This is a genomic window from Demequina sp. (assembly GCF_049841215.1).
In the GTDB taxonomy this organism is placed as follows: Bacteria; Actinomycetota; Actinomycetes; order Actinomycetales; family Demequinaceae; genus Demequina.
Genome location: NZ_JASGEO010000013.1, coordinates 83,482 through 101,199, shown reverse-complemented (window position 1 = coordinate 101,199; position 17,718 = coordinate 83,482). Strand labels below are relative to the sequence as shown.

The 17,718-nt window shown below is 66.2% G+C and carries 19 protein-coding genes; 15 read left to right on the top strand and 4 right to left on the bottom strand.

The genetic code is table 11. The features are described 5' to 3' along the window. Positions 1 to 50: 50 nt before the first annotated feature. Together lepA and hemW are read left to right on the top strand one after the other, a co-directional pair. Positions 51 to 1,904 carry a translation elongation factor 4 gene (lepA, locus tag QM618_RS06420; protein ID WP_428095868.1) on the top strand — a complete coding sequence of 618 codons (1,854 nt, stop codon included), beginning with the start codon at positions 51 to 53 and terminating at the stop codon, positions 1,902 to 1,904. Positions 1,905 to 1,906: 2 nt separating this feature from the next. Further along, a complete protein-coding gene (gene hemW, locus QM618_RS06415; RefSeq protein ID WP_428095865.1) occupies positions 1,907 to 3,055 on the top strand; it encodes a radical SAM family heme chaperone HemW in 1,149 nt (382 codons plus the stop codon). A gap of 8 nt (positions 3,056 to 3,063) precedes the next feature. On the opposite strand, the gene QM618_RS06410 is transcribed toward hemW, so the two are convergent. The 4 genes from QM618_RS06410 to QM618_RS06395 all read right to left on the bottom strand — a co-directional run bounded on the left by QM618_RS06410 (position 3,064) and on the right by QM618_RS06395 (position 4,854). Beyond that, the gene (locus QM618_RS06410) at positions 3,064 to 3,492 is read right to left on the bottom strand and encodes a DUF4870 domain-containing protein (RefSeq protein WP_428095863.1); all 429 of its coding nucleotides are present in this window, start codon (positions 3,490 to 3,492) and stop codon (positions 3,064 to 3,066) included. A gap of 102 nt (positions 3,493 to 3,594) precedes the next feature. Beyond that, positions 3,595 to 3,969 carry a DUF4870 domain-containing protein gene (locus QM618_RS06405; RefSeq protein WP_428095861.1) on the bottom strand — a complete coding sequence of 125 codons (375 nt, stop codon included), beginning with the start codon at positions 3,967 to 3,969 and terminating at the stop codon, positions 3,595 to 3,597. 143 nt (positions 3,970 to 4,112) lie between these two features. Then, positions 4,113 to 4,505: a DUF4870 domain-containing protein gene (locus tag QM618_RS06400; RefSeq protein ID WP_428095859.1), complete on the bottom strand. Its 393-nt coding sequence runs from the start codon at positions 4,503 to 4,505 to the stop codon at positions 4,113 to 4,115. Beyond that, positions 4,498 to 4,854: a DUF4870 domain-containing protein gene (locus QM618_RS06395; protein WP_428095857.1), complete on the bottom strand. Its 357-nt coding sequence runs from the start codon at positions 4,852 to 4,854 to the stop codon at positions 4,498 to 4,500. The genes QM618_RS06400 and QM618_RS06395 overlap by 8 nt, the downstream gene beginning before the upstream one ends. A gap of 79 nt (positions 4,855 to 4,933) precedes the next feature. Here QM618_RS06395 and hrcA point away from each other — a divergent pair, with 79 nt between their 5' ends. The 13 genes from hrcA (at position 4,934) to QM618_RS06330 (ending at position 17,712) form a co-directional block, all read left to right on the top strand. After that, the gene (gene hrcA, locus QM618_RS06390) at positions 4,934 to 5,935 is read left to right on the top strand and encodes a heat-inducible transcriptional repressor HrcA (protein ID WP_428095855.1); all 1,002 of its coding nucleotides are present in this window, start codon (positions 4,934 to 4,936) and stop codon (positions 5,933 to 5,935) included. Positions 5,936 to 5,951: 16 nt separating this feature from the next. Next, positions 5,952 to 7,070, top strand: coding sequence for a molecular chaperone DnaJ (dnaJ, locus tag QM618_RS06385; protein ID WP_428095853.1), 1,119 nt, complete (start codon positions 5,952 to 5,954; stop codon positions 7,068 to 7,070). Further along, positions 7,071 to 7,820 carry a 16S rRNA (uracil(1498)-N(3))-methyltransferase gene (locus QM618_RS06380; protein WP_428095851.1) on the top strand — a complete coding sequence of 250 codons (750 nt, stop codon included), beginning with the start codon at positions 7,071 to 7,073 and terminating at the stop codon, positions 7,818 to 7,820. It begins immediately after the preceding gene. Between the two features lie 57 nt (positions 7,821 to 7,877). Continuing rightward, positions 7,878 to 8,213, top strand: a complete 336-nt coding sequence (locus QM618_RS06375) for an HIT domain-containing protein (protein ID WP_428095849.1) — start codon at positions 7,878 to 7,880, stop codon at positions 8,211 to 8,213. Next, on the top strand, positions 8,210 to 9,241 hold the full coding sequence (locus QM618_RS06370) for a PhoH family protein (RefSeq protein WP_428095847.1): 1,032 nt from the start codon (positions 8,210 to 8,212) through the stop codon (positions 9,239 to 9,241). Before QM618_RS06375 ends, QM618_RS06370 begins: the two co-directional genes overlap by 4 nt. Beyond that, positions 9,238 to 9,687, top strand: coding sequence for an rRNA maturation RNase YbeY (gene ybeY, locus QM618_RS06365; RefSeq protein ID WP_428095844.1), 450 nt, complete (start codon positions 9,238 to 9,240; stop codon positions 9,685 to 9,687). The genes QM618_RS06370 and ybeY overlap by 4 nt, the downstream gene beginning before the upstream one ends. Continuing rightward, positions 9,684 to 10,934 carry a hemolysin family protein gene (locus QM618_RS06360; RefSeq protein ID WP_428095842.1) on the top strand — a complete coding sequence of 417 codons (1,251 nt, stop codon included), beginning with the start codon at positions 9,684 to 9,686 and terminating at the stop codon, positions 10,932 to 10,934. The genes ybeY and QM618_RS06360 overlap by 4 nt, the downstream gene beginning before the upstream one ends. After that, positions 10,927 to 11,829: a GTPase Era gene (gene era / locus QM618_RS06355; protein WP_428095840.1), complete on the top strand. Its 903-nt coding sequence runs from the start codon at positions 10,927 to 10,929 to the stop codon at positions 11,827 to 11,829. Before QM618_RS06360 ends, era begins: the two co-directional genes overlap by 8 nt. Before the next feature lie 282 nt (positions 11,830 to 12,111). Next, positions 12,112 to 13,857 (top strand): 2-isopropylmalate synthase, encoded by a 1,746-nt coding sequence (leuA, locus tag QM618_RS06350; protein WP_428095838.1) that lies wholly within the window; start codon positions 12,112 to 12,114, stop codon positions 13,855 to 13,857. Positions 13,858 to 13,936: 79 nt separating this feature from the next. Further along, the gene (locus QM618_RS06345) at positions 13,937 to 14,509 is read left to right on the top strand and encodes a hypothetical protein (protein ID WP_428095836.1); all 573 of its coding nucleotides are present in this window, start codon (positions 13,937 to 13,939) and stop codon (positions 14,507 to 14,509) included. Positions 14,510 to 14,641: 132 nt separating this feature from the next. Then, a complete protein-coding gene (locus QM618_RS06340) occupies positions 14,642 to 16,030 on the top strand; it encodes a polysaccharide pyruvyl transferase family protein (RefSeq protein ID WP_428095834.1) in 1,389 nt (462 codons plus the stop codon). Positions 16,031 to 16,084: 54 nt separating this feature from the next. After that, a complete protein-coding gene (recO, locus tag QM618_RS06335; protein WP_428095832.1) occupies positions 16,085 to 16,819 on the top strand; it encodes a DNA repair protein RecO in 735 nt (244 codons plus the stop codon). A 134-nt stretch (positions 16,820 to 16,953) separates the two neighbouring features. Beyond that, a complete protein-coding gene (locus QM618_RS06330) occupies positions 16,954 to 17,712 on the top strand; it encodes an isoprenyl transferase (protein WP_428095830.1) in 759 nt (252 codons plus the stop codon). The last annotated feature ends 6 nt before the right edge of the window (positions 17,713 to 17,718 follow it).

Here is a 17,718-nt window from a genome sequence, read left to right as displayed (position 1 = left end):
AGCGCGCGGCATGGGACGATAGAGGCCCCCTCTTCACGCAAGGAACCACCGTGCCCAACGATCCCCGCATCGAGCCTGCCTCGACCGCGCCGGAGCGCATCCGCAACTTCTGCATCATTGCGCACATCGACCACGGCAAGTCCACCCTTGCTGACCGCATGCTGCAACTCACGGGCGTGGTGGAAGAGCGGGCCATGAAGGCCCAGTACCTCGACCGCATGGACATCGAGCGTGAGCGGGGAATCACCATCAAGTCGCAAGCGGTGCGCATGCCGTGGGCTGTCGATGGCGAGGCGCACGCGCTCAACATGATCGACACCCCAGGGCACGTGGACTTCACCTACGAGGTCTCGCGCTCGCTCGCCGCGTGCGAGGGCGCGGTGCTGCTCGTGGATGCCGCTCAAGGCATCGAGGCGCAGACGCTCGCGAACCTGTACCTGGCTCTCGAGAACGACCTCACCATCATTCCCGTGCTCAACAAGATCGACCTTCCGTCCGCCGAGCCGGACAAGTACGCTGCCGAGCTCGCGCAGCTCATCGGCTGCGACGTTGACGACGTGTTGCGCGTGAGCGGCAAGACGGGCGAGGGCGTTGGCGCGCTGCTTGACCGCATCGTTCGGGACATCCCCGCGCCCGTTGGGGACGCGAACGCGCCCACCCGCGCGATGATTTTTGACTCGGTGTACGACACGTACCGCGGCGTCGTCACGTACGTGCGTGTGGTGGACGGCTCGCTCAAGTCGCGAGAGAAGATCGCGATGATGTCCACGCTCGCCACCCACGACCTGTTGGAAATCGGCGTCATCAGCCCAGAGCCCGTGGTGACGAAGGGGCTCGGCGTTGGCGAGGTGGGTTACCTCATCACCGGCGTGAAGGACGTGCGCCAGTCAAAGGTGGGGGACACGGTGACGCTCGCCGGCCGTCGTGCAACCCAAAGCCTTGGCGGCTATCGCGATCCCAAGCCCATGGTCTATTCCGGCCTGTTCCCGCTCGACGGCTCCGACTTCCCGGTGCTGCGCGATGCCCTCGACAAGCTACAGCTCAATGATGCCTCGCTCGTCTACGAGCCGGAGAGCTCGGTGGCGCTCGGCTTCGGTTTCCGGTGCGGCTACCTTGGTCTGCTGCACCTCGAGATCGTGCGCGACCGCCTCGAGCGAGAGTTCAACCTTGATCTCATCTCGACCGCCCCCAACGTGGTCTACGAGGTCCACATGGAGGACAACAAGGTCATCACGGTCACCAACCCATCCGAGTTCCCTGGCGGCAAGATTCGCGAGGTTCGCGAGCCGGTGGTGAAAGCATCGATCCTGGTACCGAGCGAGTTCATTGGCACCGTGATGGAGCTGTGCCAAGAGCGCCGTGGCGTGATGGGCACCATGAACTACCTCAGCGAGGCGCGCGTGGAGATGCACTACACGCTGCCCCTTGCGGAGGTGGTCTTCGACTTCTTCGATCAGCTCAAGTCCCGCACGCGCGGCTACGGTTCGCTCGATTACGAGCCCGCGGGCGACCAGGCCGCGGACCTCGTCAAGGTGGACATCCTGCTGCAGGGCGAGACCGTGGACGCGTTCAGCGCCGTCGTCCACAAGGACAAGGCGTACTCGTACGGCCTGGCGATGGTGTCCAAGCTCAAGGACCTCATCGATCGCCAGCAATTCGAGGTGCCCATCCAGGCCGCGATCGGCTCGCGCATCATCGCCCGCGAGACCATCCGCGCCATCCGTAAGGACGTGCTCGCCAAGTGCTACGGCGGTGACATCTCGCGCAAGCGAAAGCTGCTCGAGAAGCAGAAGGCCGGCAAGAAGCGCATGAAGAACATCGGCTCCGTCGAGGTGCCGCCAGAGGCGTTCATCGCCGCGCTGTCCACCTCCGACGACGGCTCGGATAAGGGCAAGAAGAAGTAGCGGTGACCCGCGACTTCGGTGTCTACGTCCACGTGCCGTTCTGCACGGTGCGGTGCGGATACTGCGACTTCAACACCTACGCGCCCGGCGAACTCGGCGGCGCGACGCCTTCCGGCTACGTTGACGCCGCCCTGCGGGAGATGTCGCTCGCGGGTGAGGCCATGGGCGCCGACGTTCGGCCCGCCTCCACGGTCTTCTTCGGAGGCGGCACCCCAACGCTGCTCCCGGCCGACGCTCTGGCCAGGCTGCTCGGTGGCGTGCGGGAGGTCTGGGGCTTGGAACCCGGTGCCGAGGTCACCACGGAGGCCAACCCAGACTCGGTGACGCGAGAGTCGTTCGAGACGCTTGCCGCAGCCGGGTTCACGAGGGTCTCGATCGGCATGCAGAGCGCAGTCCCGCACGTGCTCGCCACTCTCGAGCGCACCCACAACCCTGACAACGTGGCGCGAGCGGTTGCGTGGGCACACGAGGCGGGGCTCGTGACGAGCGTGGACCTCATCTACGGCACGCCGGGAGAGTCCCTCGACGACTGGCAGCGCAGCCTCGACGCGGCGATCGCCCTGGAACCTGGCCACATCAGCGCGTATGCGCTCGTGATCGAGCCCGGGACCAAGATGGGCGCACAGCTGCGCCGCGGCGAGGTGGCCCCCACCGATCCCGATACCCAAGCCGATATGTACGAGGCGGCGGACGCGGCGCTGAGCGCCGCTGGCTACTCGTGGTACGAGGTCTCCAACTGGTCAAAGACGCACGCCGAGCGATGCCGTCACAACATGGCGTACTGGACCAGCGAGGACTGGTGGGGAGTGGGACCCGGCGCTCACAGCTATCTTGGCCCAGCGTCGGGCAGACAAGCGAAGCGCTGGTGGAATGTGAAGCATCCCCGCGCCTACGGTGACGTGTTGGCGAAAGGTGAGCTTCCCGTCGGCGGGGAAGAGGAGCTGACCGCTGCTGACCTGGAGCTGGAATCCGTCATGCTGCGGATCCGCCTCGCTGGCGGGATCCCCGCCGCGAGTGCGCCCCCTGGCGCAGTGGCGCGGCTTATCGCGGAGGAGCTGGTGGAGGGCGCGGACGCGGTACGGGGGACGCTGAGGCTCACGCTGAGGGGCCGGTTGCTTGCGGACCATGTGGTCCGAGTGCTGACCGCCTAGCGGCGGCGCTACTTGATGAAGCGAATGATGAGCGGGATGCGGTAGTACTCGCCGCGATTGGCGGCCACACCCGCGACGATCGAGATCACGAACGCGTAGATCAGGTACGCGACCAACGGGATTCCGAGCACGATGAACCCGATGCCGAACGTGACGATGCCGATAACGACAGTGGCGATTCCGGCGATTGCCGACGTGATGTTGAGGTTGAGCTGTTGCTTGCCGTGGAAGTCCACGAGGGCGCTGCGCTCGCGGTAGATGAGCCAGATCACGAGCACGCCAACCACGCCGAGAAGGCCGCCCGACACAACAGCGCCGAGGACCGTGGCGAGGTTGATCAGTAGCGACCACAGGCGCGCGTCGCTCTCGAGCATCGGTTGCGGCTGGTACACGGCGGGAGTGGTCGTGGGAGGCGTGGGTTGAGGCTGTTCGGTCACACCTCCACTGTGGCACAAAGACGAGGGCCCCGACATCCGGCATGGACCGGATTGTCGGGGCCCTCGGTTAGGGGATAACCCTGATGCCTACGTGCGGCGCGGTTACTTCACCAGGCGCAGCGCGAAGGGGTAGTGGTAGGCCTCGCCCTTGTTGTTCTTCATCGCCGCCTGGATACCAAAGACAAGCGACAGCACGAACACCACGAACCACAGGACCGCGCCAATGACGATCACGAACAGCACCGACGAGATGATGTAGCCGATGACCAAGGTGATGCCCCAGTTGAGGGCCTCCTTGCCTTCGGTGTCGACGAAGCTGCTGCGCTCGCGGAAGATCAGCCAGATGATGAGCGGCGCGATCGCGGGGAACAGGATGTTGCCTGCGCTGCCGAGCGTCGCGTACAGGCGCGCGTCGGAGTCAGACAGCGGCTGAGCGGGCTGAGGTGCCGAGGGCGGGGGAGGAGGGGTCTCACTCATGTTGATTCACCACTTACGTGTAGAACGGACAGGACGTCGACTCTCTGCTGCGGTCGGTCCGGGACGTGCCGAGCGCTCGCTTTGGTCAACGCGCTCAATCTAGCGACAAACACCCATTCCGTGTAGAGGTGGGGCGCGAGTGTCTAGTTGATGATCCTGACGGGCAAGAATGAGTAGCGGTACCGCGTGCCCTCTCCAGCGGCCTGTCCGGCGTTGATGCCCATGATGAACGAGAACACCCACAGCGCGAGTTGGGCGAGCCAGCACAGCGTTCCGAGGAAGTCTGGGCCAACGGTGCCAAGCACGATTCCGCCGATCCACAGGATGATCCAGCCGAGCACCACGACGATGCCAAAGTTGGTCGCTTCCTTGCCTTGATCGTCGACGAAGTCGCTGCGTTCCTTCCCGATCAGCCACATCACGAGCCCACCGACAAACGGAATGAAGCCATTGATGATGTGCGCGAGCTTTGCTTGGGTACGCGCGTCGTCTTCACTCAGCGGGCCTGGTGTTGCGGGGGGCTGGCTGTCAGTCACTGGCGTTCACCACTCTCCATTGGACGGGATAGGTCGTCGGCACGCCTCTGCGAACGCGGCGGAACGCATTGGTGCACAGCACCACAGCCACGACGATCACGGCGATCTGGGTCATCCGCCCTACCCAACCCACGAAGGGCACGAACGATTCCACAAGCGTTGCCGCCACGAACGCCACGAAGAACGCGAGGCCTGCGTTCGTGGCCTTCGCCGCCTCTTTCGCCACGAACGGGTCGTCCTCGCGCCGCGCGAGCCAGATGAGCCACGGAATGAGAGGTCCGAGGATCGCGGAGAGGTGCGCGATTCCCGCGAGCGAGGTGTCGGGACCGTCGATGGGCGAGTAACTCATGCGGACACGCTAGCGGGCGCGCGCCGGAGCCGTCGTAGAATTAGCACTCAGCCACGTCGAGTGCCAACCGGGAGGGACGATGAGCGACGACCGCCGCCAAGCAGTGTTGCGCGCCATCGTGGAGGGCTACGTCGCCACCTCCGAGCCCGTGGGTTCCAAGGCGCTCGCCGCGCGCAACGGGCTTGCCGTCTCGCCTGCGACCATCCGCAACGACATGGCGGCGCTCGAGGACGAGGGCCTGATCACGCAGCCACACACGTCGGCTGGCCGCATCCCCACGGACAAGGGCTACCGCGCGTTCGTCGATCACCTGACCGCCGCGTCGTTGCCTGAGCCGCAGCGTCGCGCCATTTCTACCTTTCTCGCCGATGCTGCGGACCTCAACGACGTCGTGGAACGCTCGGTGCGGCTCTTGAGCCAGATCACCCGCCAAGTGGCCGTGGTGCAGTACCCGTCGTTGCGTGAGGCGGCCGTTCGCCGCGTCGAGCTCGTGCGCATCGGGCTCGATAGGGCGCTCGTTGTTGTGGTGTCCGCGGACGCGCGCGTGGAGCAGCACACGGTGGCGCTTGGAGACGCGCCCAGCGACGATGCGTTCGAGCGCATCGCGCGAGAGCTCAACGAGCAAGCGGTGGGTCAGCGACCGGCCGCGCTGGCCGAGGCGCTTGAGGCGTGGGCCGCGCGTTCCGGCCAGGTGGCGTGGGCGCCCGTGGTGGCCGACGCTGTGGTTACCGCCGCACGTGGCGGCACCGTGGAGCGCGTGGTCTTCGCGGGCACGTCGCACCTCGCGGGTGGTGGCTTTGAGCCCGACGCCATGGGCGCCGTGCTCGACGCGCTCGAGGAACAAGTGGTGCTGCTCAGGTTGTTGCACGAGATGGCGGCCGACTCATCAGATGTCACGGTGCGCATCGGCGCTGAGACGCACGCGGATTCGTTGCGCTCCACGTCGCTCGTGGCGAGCGCCTACGGGCCAGGATCGCTGTCGTTGGTGGGCGCCCTTGGCCCCACACGCATGGATTACCCAGGGACGATGGCCGCAGTGCGCGCCGTAGCCCGGTACTTGTCGAAGGCCGTGGAGGCATAGCAGTGAAGAGGAACGTGTGAAGGACTATTACGGCGTGCTTGGTGTGCCTCGCACCGCCACAGAGGCGGAGATCAAGAAGGCGTACCGCAAGCTCGCGCGCGAGCTCCACCCCGACGTCGCGGGGCCAGATGGCGAGGAGCGGTTCAAGGAGGTCGCTGCTGCCTACGACGTTCTGGGCAACGCCGACAAGCGTGCGCAGTACGACCGCGGGGTGGACCCGCGCGCCGCGAGCGGCTCGGCTGGCGGCGCACAAGGCTTTGGCTTCGAGGACATCTTCGAGACGTTCTTTGGCGGCGGTCAGCAGCGCCGCGGCCCCGCGTCCCGAGTGCAGCGAGGTGGCGACACGCTCGTACACGAGGACGTCACGCTCGAGGAGGCGGTGTTCGGCGTAGCCCGGCAGTTCACCGTAGACCTCGCCGACGAGTGCGCCACATGCCACGGCACGTGCTGCGCACCGGGCACCTCTCCGCAGCAGTGCCGACAGTGCAACGGCACGGGCCAGCTGCAGCGGGTAGCGCGTTCGCTCCTCGGCAACGTGATGACTACCTCGCCGTGCCCCACGTGCGGCGGCTATGGCACCACCATCGCCACGCCGTGCACCGAGTGCTCTGGACGCGGCCGAACCCACGCACGCCACACCATGAACGTGGACATCCCCGCTGGTGTCGAGACGGGAACGCGTATCCGCATGCCGCAGGTAGGCGACGCCGGAATCGCGGGCGGGCCAAAGGGCGATGTCTATGTGGAGATTCGCCAGAAGGCCCACAAGGTCTTCGAGCGCCGCGGAGATGACCTCCACTGCACCCTCGAGGTTCCGATGACCGCTGCCGCGCTCGGCACGGTGCTCGCGCTCGCGACCTTTGACGGCGAGCAGGCCGTTGAGGTGGCCCCCGGCACTCATTCGGGAACCACCGTGAAACTCAAGGGCCTTGGCGTTGGAAAGCTCCAGCGCCCAGGCCGCGGCGATCTCTTTGTGCACCTTGACGTCCTCACCCCCGCCGAGCTCACCGAGGAGCAAGAGGCGCTGCTTCGCCAGCTCGCCACGCTGCGCAACGAGGAAATGCCAGAGGCGAACCTCACGCCCATCGGTCACGGAGTCTTCGCTCGCCTTCGCGACGCCTTTATGGGGCGCTAGGTGAGCGCACCCGTCTTCCTGTGCCCCGAAGCGGCCGACGCTGCGGTCGGGTCCGTCTTGACGGTCGCCGGAGCGGAAGGCAGGCACGCGGTCACCGTGCAGCGACGTGGCGTTGGCGAGGCCGTTGACCTCGTCGACGGCGCGGGCCGCCGCGCGAGCGCCCGCATTCTGTCGGTACATCAGGGTCGTTTCGAGGCCCGCGTGGAGTCCGTCGCCGTGGATCAGGACTCCCCAGTGACGCTGATCCAGGCGCTCGCGAAGGGCGGCCGCGACGAGCAGGCAGTCGAATCGGCCATCGAGTTGGGCGTAACCGCCGTGACCCCCTGGGCCGCCGAGCGTTCCATCGCGCAGTGGCGCGGCCCCAAAGTAGCCAAGGGGATCGCCTCGTGGGAGGCGCTCGCGCTCGCGGCTGCCAAGCAGAGCCGGCGAGCGCTCGTGCCAACCGTGAACCCCCTGGTAACCACCCGCGAACTGGCCGCACAGGTGAAGGCGGCCACAGCGTCGGGCGGGTGCGTGTTGGTGCTGCACGAGGTGGCGAGCGTGCCGCTTGCTGGCCTTGGTTGGGAGCGGCCAGAGCAAGAGGTATGGGTCATCGTGGGGCCCGAGGGCGGGATCTCCGACGCCGAACTCACTGCCCTTACCGCCGCCGGCGCGCTGTCGGTACGTTTGGGGCGTCACGTGCTGCGGTCGTCGAGCGCAGGCCCCGCGGCGATCGCAGCGCTCGCCGCGATCAGGGGCGACTGGGCCTAAATCGCGGCCGCGAACGGTCTCGCCGCCGTGCCGCGCCACACCGCATAGGCTTGGGCCATGACCGATTGCATCTTCTGCCGCATCGTCGCGGGCGAGATTCCTGCGGACGTCGTGGCACGGACCGACGCTGTGATCGCCTTCCGCGACATCGCACCTAAGGCGCCCGTGCACGTGCTTGTGGTGCCCATGCGGCACGAGCCGAACGTTGCCGCGCTCGCGGCCGCCGCCCCTGAGGTGCTCGCGGAGATGGCGGCCGTGGCCCAGCAGATCGCGGACGCGGAGTGCGGCGGCGAGTTCCGCTGGATCTTCAACACTGGCGCCGCCGCTGGTCAGACGGTGTTCCACGCGCATGGGCACGTGATGAACTCGGGCTCCCTTGGGTGGGACGCATGACCAACTCGCGCGTGGTCGTTGTTGACGAGCCCGGCGTGATGGCGCAATTGGTGGGCGCGGGCGACGGCGTGCTGCGAGAGCTTGAGCGTGCGTTTCCCCAGGTAGATGTGCATGTACGGGGGAACACGTTGACGCTCACGGGCGAAGAGGCCGACGTCACCGCCGCGGCCACCGCCTTCGAGGAGCTGCGAGCGATCCTCGCCGCCGGCGTGCCGCTCACTCCCGATGTTGCGCGCGAATCCGTGCGCATGCTGCGCGTTGACGCCGGATCTGGTGCCCGCGATGACCGCCCGGTGGCGGTGCTGTCGCGCTCCATCCTGTCCACGCGCGGCCGCACCATTCGGCCCAAGACCCAGGGTCAGGCGGCGTACGTGCAGGCGATCGAGAAGCACACGATCACCTTTGGCATTGGCCCCGCCGGAACCGGAAAGACGTACCTCGCGATGGCGCAGGCTGTGGCCGCGCTCCAAGGAAAGCGCGTCAACCGCATCGTCCTCACACGGCCAGCGGTGGAAGCGGGGGAGCGGCTGGGCTTCCTGCCGGGATCGCTGTCAGAAAAGATCGATCCCTACCTGCGCCCTCTCTACGACGCACTGCATGACATGGTGGATCCGGAGTCGATTCCCAAGCTCATCGAGGCGGGCACCATCGAGGTGGCGCCGCTTGCGTACATGCGCGGGCGCACCCTCAATGACGCGTTCATCATCCTCGATGAGGCGCAGAACACCACGCGCGAGCAGATGAAGATGTTCCTCACCCGTCTGGGGTTCGGCTCCACGATGGTGGTCACCGGCGACATCACGCAGGTGGATCTGCCAGGGGGAACAACCTCAGGACTGCGGGCCGCGCGCGACATCCTCACGGGTGTCGAGGACATCGGCTTCTGTGAGTTGACGGCCGACGACGTGGTGCGTCACCGCCTCGTCAGCGACATCATCACGGCATATGCGCGCGATGACGAGACCAAGGTGAGGCGAGCGCCAGACCGGCAACAGCGTCGGCCCGCTACCAGGGAGGACAAGGCGTGATCGACGTCAACAACGAGACCGATGCCGCGATCGACGAGGTCGAGTTCGCTGAACTCGCGCAGTACGTGCTGCGGGAGATGAACATTGCGGACGGGGCGGAGCTCGCGATTCTGTTCGTTGACGAGCCCGCGATGGAGCAGCTTCACATCCAGTGGATGGATGAGCCTGGGCCCACGGACGTGCTGTCGTTCCCCATGGACGAACTGCGTCCCGGAACCCCTGGGTCGCCCACTCCCGCCGGGCTGCTCGGCGACATCGTGGTGTGCCCCTCCGTGGCAACCCGCCAGGCGGCAACGGCGGGCCACTCGCCCGAAGAGGAGATGCTCCTGCTCACAACCCACGGCATCCTGCACCTGCTCGGCTACGACCACGCCGAGCCGGAGGAGGAGAAGGAAATGTTCGCACTCCAGCGTCGCCTGCTGCTCACCTTCCTCGCGAACCGATGACCGGTACCGAGGTCACGGTCCTCATCGTCGTTGGCGTGCTCGCCCTGCTGGGGGCCGGGGCGCTTCACGCGCTTGTGGCGGCCTTTGAGCAGTTGCCGTATGCCGATGAACGGCGCATGGCGTCCGCTTTGCGGCCCGACGGCAGGCCCACCTCTGCTGCCAGGCTCGCCGTGTCGCCGGGAGACACGGATAACTCGGCGTCGGTTGCATACGCCACGCTCGAGGCCCTTGGCATTGTGTGCTGGACGTTGCTTGCCGTGGGCATGGGCGAGGCGCTTGGGTGGCCGGGCTGGGTGTTCTCCCTGGTAGCTGCCGTGGTGGCCGCATTCTTGTCGCTCATCGTGGTGCGGGCGCTGCCTCGATCCGTTGGCCGCACGTACCCGGAGACCACGGTGCGTGCCGTGGCGCCGCTTGCGAGGCTACTCATCGTGCTGACGACGCCCGTGCGGCGTGTGGTTCCCGCGCTACGCGCGCCCGCTCTCGCCGAACCCGAGGACCTCGTTGACCGAGCGCACGAGGCGCTGGACGAGGAGGACGTGGAACTGGTGCAGGGTGTGGTGAACCTGGGGGAGACCCTGGCCCGCGAGGTGATGGTGCCGCGCACGGACATGATCACCATTCAGCGGGGGACCACCCTGCGCAAGGCGCTGTCTTTGTTCATGCGATCAGGGTTCTCGCGCGTCCCTGTCATCGCTGGCGGGGTGGACGACGTTGCTGGGGTGCTGTACTTCAAGGATGTGGTGCGCGAGACGTGGGACTCGCCCGCCGCGCTCGACGAGGTGGTCGACGCGATCATGCGAGAGCCCGAGTTTGTGCCCGAGTCACTGGCCGTTGACGACCTGCTGCGGCGCATGCAAAACGACGTCTTCCACATTGCCATCGTCGTTGACGAGTTTGGCGGCGTTGCCGGACTCGTGACGATCGAAGACGCCCTCGAGGAGATCGTTGGCGAGCTCACCGACGAACACGACCGCGCGGAGCCCGAGCCAGAGATGCTCGCCGCCGGTGGGTATCGCGTGCCTTCGCGGATGGCTCTCGATGAACTTGGCGAACTGTTTGATGTTGAGATCGAGGACGAGGACGTCGACACGGTGGGCGGGCTGTTGTCGAAGGCGCTTGGGCGCGTGCCGATTCCCGGTGCCTCTGCCTCGGCGCACGGACTTGTGTTGACGGCGGATAGGTTTGAGGGGCGCAGGCGGCGGCTGTCGTCCGTGGTGGTGCGGCCCGAGGAGGTGGCGGATGAGTGAACACCGCTCTGTTGATCACCGCTCTGGCTTTGTGGCGTTCGTTGGGCGTCCCAATGCGGGCAAGTCCACTCTCATGAATGCGCTCGTTGGCGAGAAGGTGGCGATCATGTCGTCGCGGCCGCAGACCACGCGACGCGCGATTCGCGGCATCATCACCAGGGATGATGCGCAACTTGTGGTTGTCGACACCCCTGGTCTGCACCGGCCACGCACCCTGCTTGGCGAGCGGCTCAACGACCTTGTGCGCGAGACCTTCGCTGAGGTGGACGTCATCGGCTTCTGCCTTCCGGCAGACGAGAAGGTTGGCCCCGGCGACAAGTGGATTGCGCGCGAGCTCGCCGACGCGCGGGCACCTGTGGTCGCGATCGTGACCAAGGTGGACAAGGTGTCGCGCGACCGAGTGGCGGCGCACCTGTTGGACGTTTCTGCCCTCGGCGACTTCGCCGACATCGTGCCCGTCTCGTCCGTGAAGGACGTGCAGATGGACGTGCTGTTGGATGTGCTCATCACGCGACTCCCGGTTGGGCCCGCGTTGTACCCAACGGGCGAGGTCACCGACGAGCCGGAGGACGTGCGCATCGCGGAGTTGATCCGGGAGGCCGCGCTTGAGGGCGTCCACGATGAACTCCCGCACTCGATCGCTGTAGTCGTTGAGGAGATGATCGAGCCCGAGGACGGCGGTGTGCTGCAGATTCACGCCCAGCTCTACGTGGAGCGAGACTCCCAGAAGGGCATCATCATCGGCAAGGGCGGTACGCGACTTCGCGAGGTAGGGGCGACCGCGAGAGGGGGCATCGAGCGCCTGCTCGGCCGCAAGGTGTTCCTCGACCTCCACGTCAAAGTCGCCAAAGACTGGCAACGCGACCCCAAGCAAATGGGGCGGCTGGGGTTCTAGCCAGCCCAAGCGTCGGGCACCCAGGCCTGACCCGCGCGCCCCCATTGCCTGTCGGTACAACCACGTCGCACGGCGACTGCGCGCAGCATGACCAAGCGCGCGGGCAACGGCCACAATGTACCGACAACGAACGGGTTCCGGTAAGGTGGCGGGATGCGTGCACGCTCGCTTCTCCTTCGTTGCCGCGACGAGGCCTAATCAGGCCGGATCCTCGTCGCGGTGGTTGGTGTGCCGGCTGAGAACTAGACCAGACAGCCAAGAGCAACCGAAGGACCACACGAGATGAACCCCAGTTACTACACGGGCGGAGATCAGACCCGTTCGCCGATGCCCGTCCGCAAGTACGTGCCGTTCCATGAGCAGATCGCCGTTGACCTGCCGGACCGCACGTGGCCCAGCCGCCGCATCACCGAGGCGCCGCGCTGGTGCGCCGTTGACCTCCGCGACGGTAACCAAGCGCTCATCGAGCCCATGAACGCTGAGCGCAAGCTGCGCATGTTCGACCTGTTGGTGCGCATGGGATACAAGGAGATCGAGGTCGGCTTCCCGAGCGCGAGCCAGACCGACTTCGACTTCGTTCGTCAGCTCATCGACGAGGACCGCATTCCTGAGGACGTCACCATCCAGGTGCTGACGCAGGCGAGAGAGCACCTCATCGAGCGCACGTATGACTCGATCAAGGGCTCGACGAACGCGATCGTGCACCTGTACAACTCCACGTCGATCCTGCAGCGGGATGTCGTCTTCCGCGCCGACATGGACGAAATTGAGAACATCGCCACACAGGGTGCGCGCCTGTGCCAGAAGTACGAAGACAACGTGCCTGGTACCAACGTGTTCTACGAGTACAGCCCCGAGAGCTACACGGGTACGGAACTCGAGTACGCGGCCAGGGTCTGCAACGCCGTCATGGACGTGTGGAAGCCCACCACCGACCGCAAGGTGATCATCAACCTGCCGGCCACGGTGGAGATGGCGACGCCCAATGTGTATGCGGACTCGATCGAGTGGATGAATCGCCACCTCGACTACCGCGACGCCGCTGTCCTGTCCCTGCACCCACACAACGACCGCGGCACGGCCGTGGCCGCCGCGGAGCTGGGTTACCTCGCTGGCGCAGACCGCATCGAGGGCTGCCTGTTCGGTAACGGTGAGCGCACCGGAAACGTGGACCTCGTGACGCTCGGCATGAACCTGTTCAGCCAGGGCATCGACCCACAGATCGACTTCAGCGACATCGATGAGATCCGCCGCACCGTCGAGTATTGCAACCAGATCGACGTGCACCCGCGCCACCCGTGGGGTGGCGACCTGGTCTTCACGGCGTTCAGCGGTTCACACCAGGACGCGATCAAGAAGGGCCTCGAGGCCATGCAGGTCAAGGCCCAGAAGCACGGCGTCACGGTGGACGAGATGGTGTGGGCCGTGCCGTATCTGCCCATCGACCCGCGCGACGTCGGCCGCTCCTACGAGGCCGTCATCCGCGTCAACAGCCAGTCCGGAAAGGGCGGCGTAGCGTACCTGCTCAAGACGGAGCGCAATCTTGACCTCCCGCGCCGCCTGCAGATCGAATTCAGCCGTGTTGTTCAGAAGGTTGCCGACGCCTCGGGCACCGAGATGACCGCAGAACACCTCTGGCACATCTTCGAGGACGAGTACCTCCCCGCGAGCGACCCCGCCAAAAAGTGGGGCCGGTTCTCCCTGGTAGGGACGCGATCATCGTCATCAGACACCGGACCTGACACGCTCTCCGCTGACATCCTCGATCGCGGCGAGCTCGTCACGATCGAGGGCAGCGGCAACGGTCCCGTCGCCGCGTTCGTGGCGGCCCTCAAGGGCCGCGGAGCCAAGGTTGAGGTGCTCGACTACCACGAGCACGCAATGAGCGGCGGCGGCGACGCCGTGGCCGCGGCCTACGTCGAGTGCCAGATCGACGACGAGATCCTCTGGGGCGTCGGCATCGACCCGTCCATCACCACCGCCACGCTCAAGGCGATCATTTCGGCGATCAACCGCAGGGTTCGCTGAGTCTTTCGAAAGGTGCCCGACGCTGGGGTGGGGTCCGTACGGAACCTTGCCACAGCGTCGGGCAACTACGATTACCCGCGTGAAACTTTCCCGCACCCTTGGTGCCGCCGTGCTGGTGTGTGCCGCCACCCTCGCGCTCGCCGCGTGCGGCGGCTCGGACGATGACGCGGCGGCGACGGCGGCCGCAGACGCTCTTCCCGACCTCACCTCGCAGGGCCTCGTGTCATTCCCGTGCGGCGACGGCGCTGCGATCGGAGGGACCTTCCAGGCGCCTGAGGACCCGTGGGTGGCGGAGTGCTGGAAGGGCAGCCCAGACAAGACGTTCATCGACATCGCGAACGCGTCACAAGACGCGATCATGCTGGCGTCGGGCGGCACGGACATCTCCGCGGATGTGTGCCCTGATGACGCCTTCGGCGTAGGTGGCGGCATCGCGTGCCGCGCGGTGCTGGTGACGGTGGACGGCCACTCGGCGGTAGTGCGCACGGTGGCGGTGCTCGCGGATCCCGGCACGGTGCTCGACGGGCTTCCGGACGAACCCACCGCGGACCAGGTCAACGAGGCTCTCGAGGGGGCCGCAGTGGAGGTGCTCGTGGGCACGCAGTCGCCCACGGCAGTGGAGAGCTCGAGCGCGCCGTCGGCCTCCAGCTGACGTGATTGTTGGCGGGCGGGTTCCTGCTACTCTTCGGAACGAATCCTCCGCACACATGGCCGTGAGGGATGGGGCGCGGCCTAGGGTGGACGGGCGCTCTGTGACCACGACCGCGAATTGAGGACCGCAGGAATGGCAAAGCCGCTTCGCCTCGTCATCGTGTCGTTTGTCGACGACAATTTCGGTGACAACCTAATCCGCATCAGCTTCCAGGGCCTGCTTGATGTTGCACTTGGCAATCATGGGCTCGAGGGGTCGGAGTACGAGATTGTGCCCATCTCGCTCAAGCGCTCTGACGAGAACTCGCTTGAGGGCGCTGACGCGATCTTCTTCGCGGGGGGCGGCCTGTTTGGGCTGTCGTACCTCGACTTCTTCCCCCACGTGGAACGGATCACCGAGGTAGCCGAGCGCAAGGGCATTCCGGTGATCTTCTCGTCGATGGGCCTCAACAACATGAGCGCCGAAGACGGCAATGCGGACGCAATTGCTCACATTCTGCGCAAGGACTGTGTCAAGGCCGTTGCGGTACGCGAGAATCTGCCGCTGTTCCGCGAACTGGTCACCGGCCTGTCGTACGACGTTCGTCAAGTTGCAGACCCCGCCGTCTGGACCAAGTACCTCTACGGCATGACGGACGTTGTGCCCGACGGCACTCTTGGCGTGAACGTGGTGCGCAGCGGCCTGTTCACCGCCAATAAGCGCACCTGGAGCCTCGCCCAGGAGCTCGCTTACCTTGGGGAACTCGCGGACCTGGCCACGGCCCAAGGCCTGCGGCCAGAGTTCTACACGAACGGCAGTTTGGACGACAACAAGACGCTCGCGTACTTCGCCCGCGAATACGACGTGGCTCCAGAGCGTGTGGTCTTGCCACAGACCACGCGGGAAGTGGTGAAAGCGATCTCAACGCGGTCGTCTATCGCTGCGATTCGCATGCACTCCTCGATCATCGCGTACTCGTTTGGCATTCCCACGATCGCGCTCGCGTGGAACGACAAACTGCCGCACTTCTATGAGGCCATTGGTCATCCCGAGCGCGTGATTCCGTTCGGCGAGTGGTCGGGTGCGCGGTCATTTGAGTTGCTGAGCGCCGCCGGGACGGCCCCAGAGGTGGACGCTGATTATCAGCCGTACCTGATGTCCACATATACGTACGTGTTCGAGTCGTTGCGCGACCACGTGCTCGCCAATCGTTCCTCGAGCACCAAGATGCACGGCTTCGATGGTGTCGCGAGCGCTCTCGTGGCGCGCGCTCACGTGATCGACGAGGACGAGAACGACCTTCGTTTCAAGCTTGGTAAGGCGGAGCGCAGTTACCTTGCCCGCTTCGTGTCTGGGCGCGAGAAAGACGCGCGTATCCGCGAGCTCAAGGCGGAAGCAACGGCCCTGACCAAGCAGGTGAACGCGCTCAAGGCCGAAGTGCGCCAGCACAAGAAGGAACTCGACACCCGCCTCCCCGAGCGGATTGTCCGTGGGGTGCGGCGCCGCGCTCGCAAGCTCTTTGGGCGGTCCGCGAAGCCCTAAGGCGCAGCGGCGGGGCGCCCGCGAGTCGCTGCCGGTGCGGGAGACAATGAGCCCGTGCCCCTGTACCGAGACGACGCAATCGTGCTGCGCACCCACAAGCTGGGTGAGGCAGATCGCATCGTCACGATGCTCACCAAGAACCACGGCAAGGTGCGCGCGGTAGCCAAGGGGGTGCGGCGCACGTCATCGCGGATCGGCGCGCGCATGGAGCCGTTCATGCTCGCGGATGTGCAGCTCTACGAGGGGCGCAACCTCGACATCGTGAGTCAGGTGGAGATGCGTGAGCCATACGCTCGGCGCATCGCGGCGGACTATGCGCTGTTCACCGCCGCAACCGCCATGGTGGAGACCGCGGACAAGCTCGTAGATCACGAGAAGGAGCCCGCGCTCCAGCAGTACCGACTCTTGCATGGGGCGCTCGGATCGTTGAGTCGCCGCGAGCACGAGCCGGGTTCGCTGCTCGACTCTTTCCTGCTTCGGTCCTTGGCGATCGCCGGGTACGCGCCGTCGTTCTCCGAGTGCGCCGTGTGCGGGAAGCCGGGACCCCATCGCGCATTCGCGATTGCCGAGGGTGGAGCCGTGTGCGAGGACTGCCGCCCTTCGGGGGCGGCCGCTCCCGCTGTCGGTACATTCGTGCTGCTTAGCGCGCTGCTCGAGGGAAACTGGGCCGTCGCGGACGCCGCAGAGCCACGAGACCGGCGAGACGCCGCGGGACTCGTCGCCGCGTACACGCAGTACCACCTCGAGCGGAAGGTGCGGAGCCTGCCACTCGTGGATCGCGAGTCCTAGGCGCGCCGCAGTCTCCTCTCGGTACATAGGGGTCGTCTCGCGCGCGCGAAGCGACGCGTTTGTACCGGCAGGACGCGGGCGCGCGGCGGGGTGGTGCGGGGAGGGCCCGGTGCGCGGCAAGTAGGCTGGCCAGCGTGACGCCAACGCCGCCGCCCCCGCACCCTTCGGGAGCGATTCCGCCGCAGCTGCCCAAAGAGGCCATCCCCAAGCACGTCGCGATCGTCATGGATGGCAACGGACGCTGGGCCAAGCAGCGTGGACTGCCCCGCACCGAGGGTCACACCAGGGGAGAGGCGGCGCTGCTTGACGTGGTCGCAGGCGCCATCGAGGCCGGCGTCACCCACATCAGCGCCTATGCGTTCAGCACCGAGAACTGGAAGCGCAGCCCCGACGAGGTGCGCTTCCTCATGGGCTTCAATCGCGACGTCATTCGGCGCCGCCGCGACGAAATGAACGAGTGGGGCGTGCGAGTGCGCTGGGCGGGCCGCCGCCCCAAACTGTGGAAGTCCGTGATCGACGAACTTGAGGCGGCGGAGCGGCTCACCGCCGCAAACGCCACCCTCACGCTCACGATGTGCGTCAACTATGGCGGTCGCGCAGAAATCGCCGATGCGGCGCAGGCTCTTGCGCGCGACGTCGCCGCCGGCGCCTTGGATCCGCGAAAGGTCACCGAGAAGACCTTCGCGCGTTACCTCGACGAGCCCGACATGCCTGATGTGGACCTGTTTTGGCGATCGAGCGGAGAGCAACGGTCAAGCAACTTCCTGCCATGGCAGGCCGCCTACGCCGAGTACGTCTTCAGCGACGTGCTCTGGCCAGACGTCAACCGCACCCACCTGTGGGCCGCGATCGAGGAGTACGCGCAACGCAACCGCCGTTTCGGCTCCGCATAACCCAAA

Excerpts from the sequence above, each read along its gene's own strand:
- QM618_RS06405 (WP_428095861.1), bottom strand. The coding sequence starts at position 3,969 with ATGAGTGAGACCCCTCCTCCCCCGCCCTCGGCACCTCAGCCCGCTCAG.
- QM618_RS06395 (WP_428095857.1), bottom strand. The coding sequence starts at position 4,854 with ATGAGTTACTCGCCCATCGACGGTCCCGACACCTCGCTCGCGGGAATC.
- hrcA (WP_428095855.1), top strand. The coding sequence starts at position 4,934 with ATGAGCGACGACCGCCGCCAAGCAGTGTTGCGCGCCATCGTGGAGGGC.
- QM618_RS06375 (WP_428095849.1), top strand. The coding sequence starts at position 7,878 with ATGACCGATTGCATCTTCTGCCGCATCGTCGCGGGCGAGATTCCTGCG.
- QM618_RS06370 (WP_428095847.1), top strand. The coding sequence starts at position 8,210 with ATGACCAACTCGCGCGTGGTCGTTGTTGACGAGCCCGGCGTGATGGCG.
- QM618_RS06360 (WP_428095842.1), top strand. The coding sequence starts at position 9,684 with ATGACCGGTACCGAGGTCACGGTCCTCATCGTCGTTGGCGTGCTCGCC.
- era (WP_428095840.1), top strand. The coding sequence starts at position 10,927 with ATGAGTGAACACCGCTCTGTTGATCACCGCTCTGGCTTTGTGGCGTTC.
- leuA (WP_428095838.1), top strand. The coding sequence starts at position 12,112 with ATGAACCCCAGTTACTACACGGGCGGAGATCAGACCCGTTCGCCGATG.
- QM618_RS06340 (WP_428095834.1), top strand. The coding sequence starts at position 14,642 with ATGGCAAAGCCGCTTCGCCTCGTCATCGTGTCGTTTGTCGACGACAAT.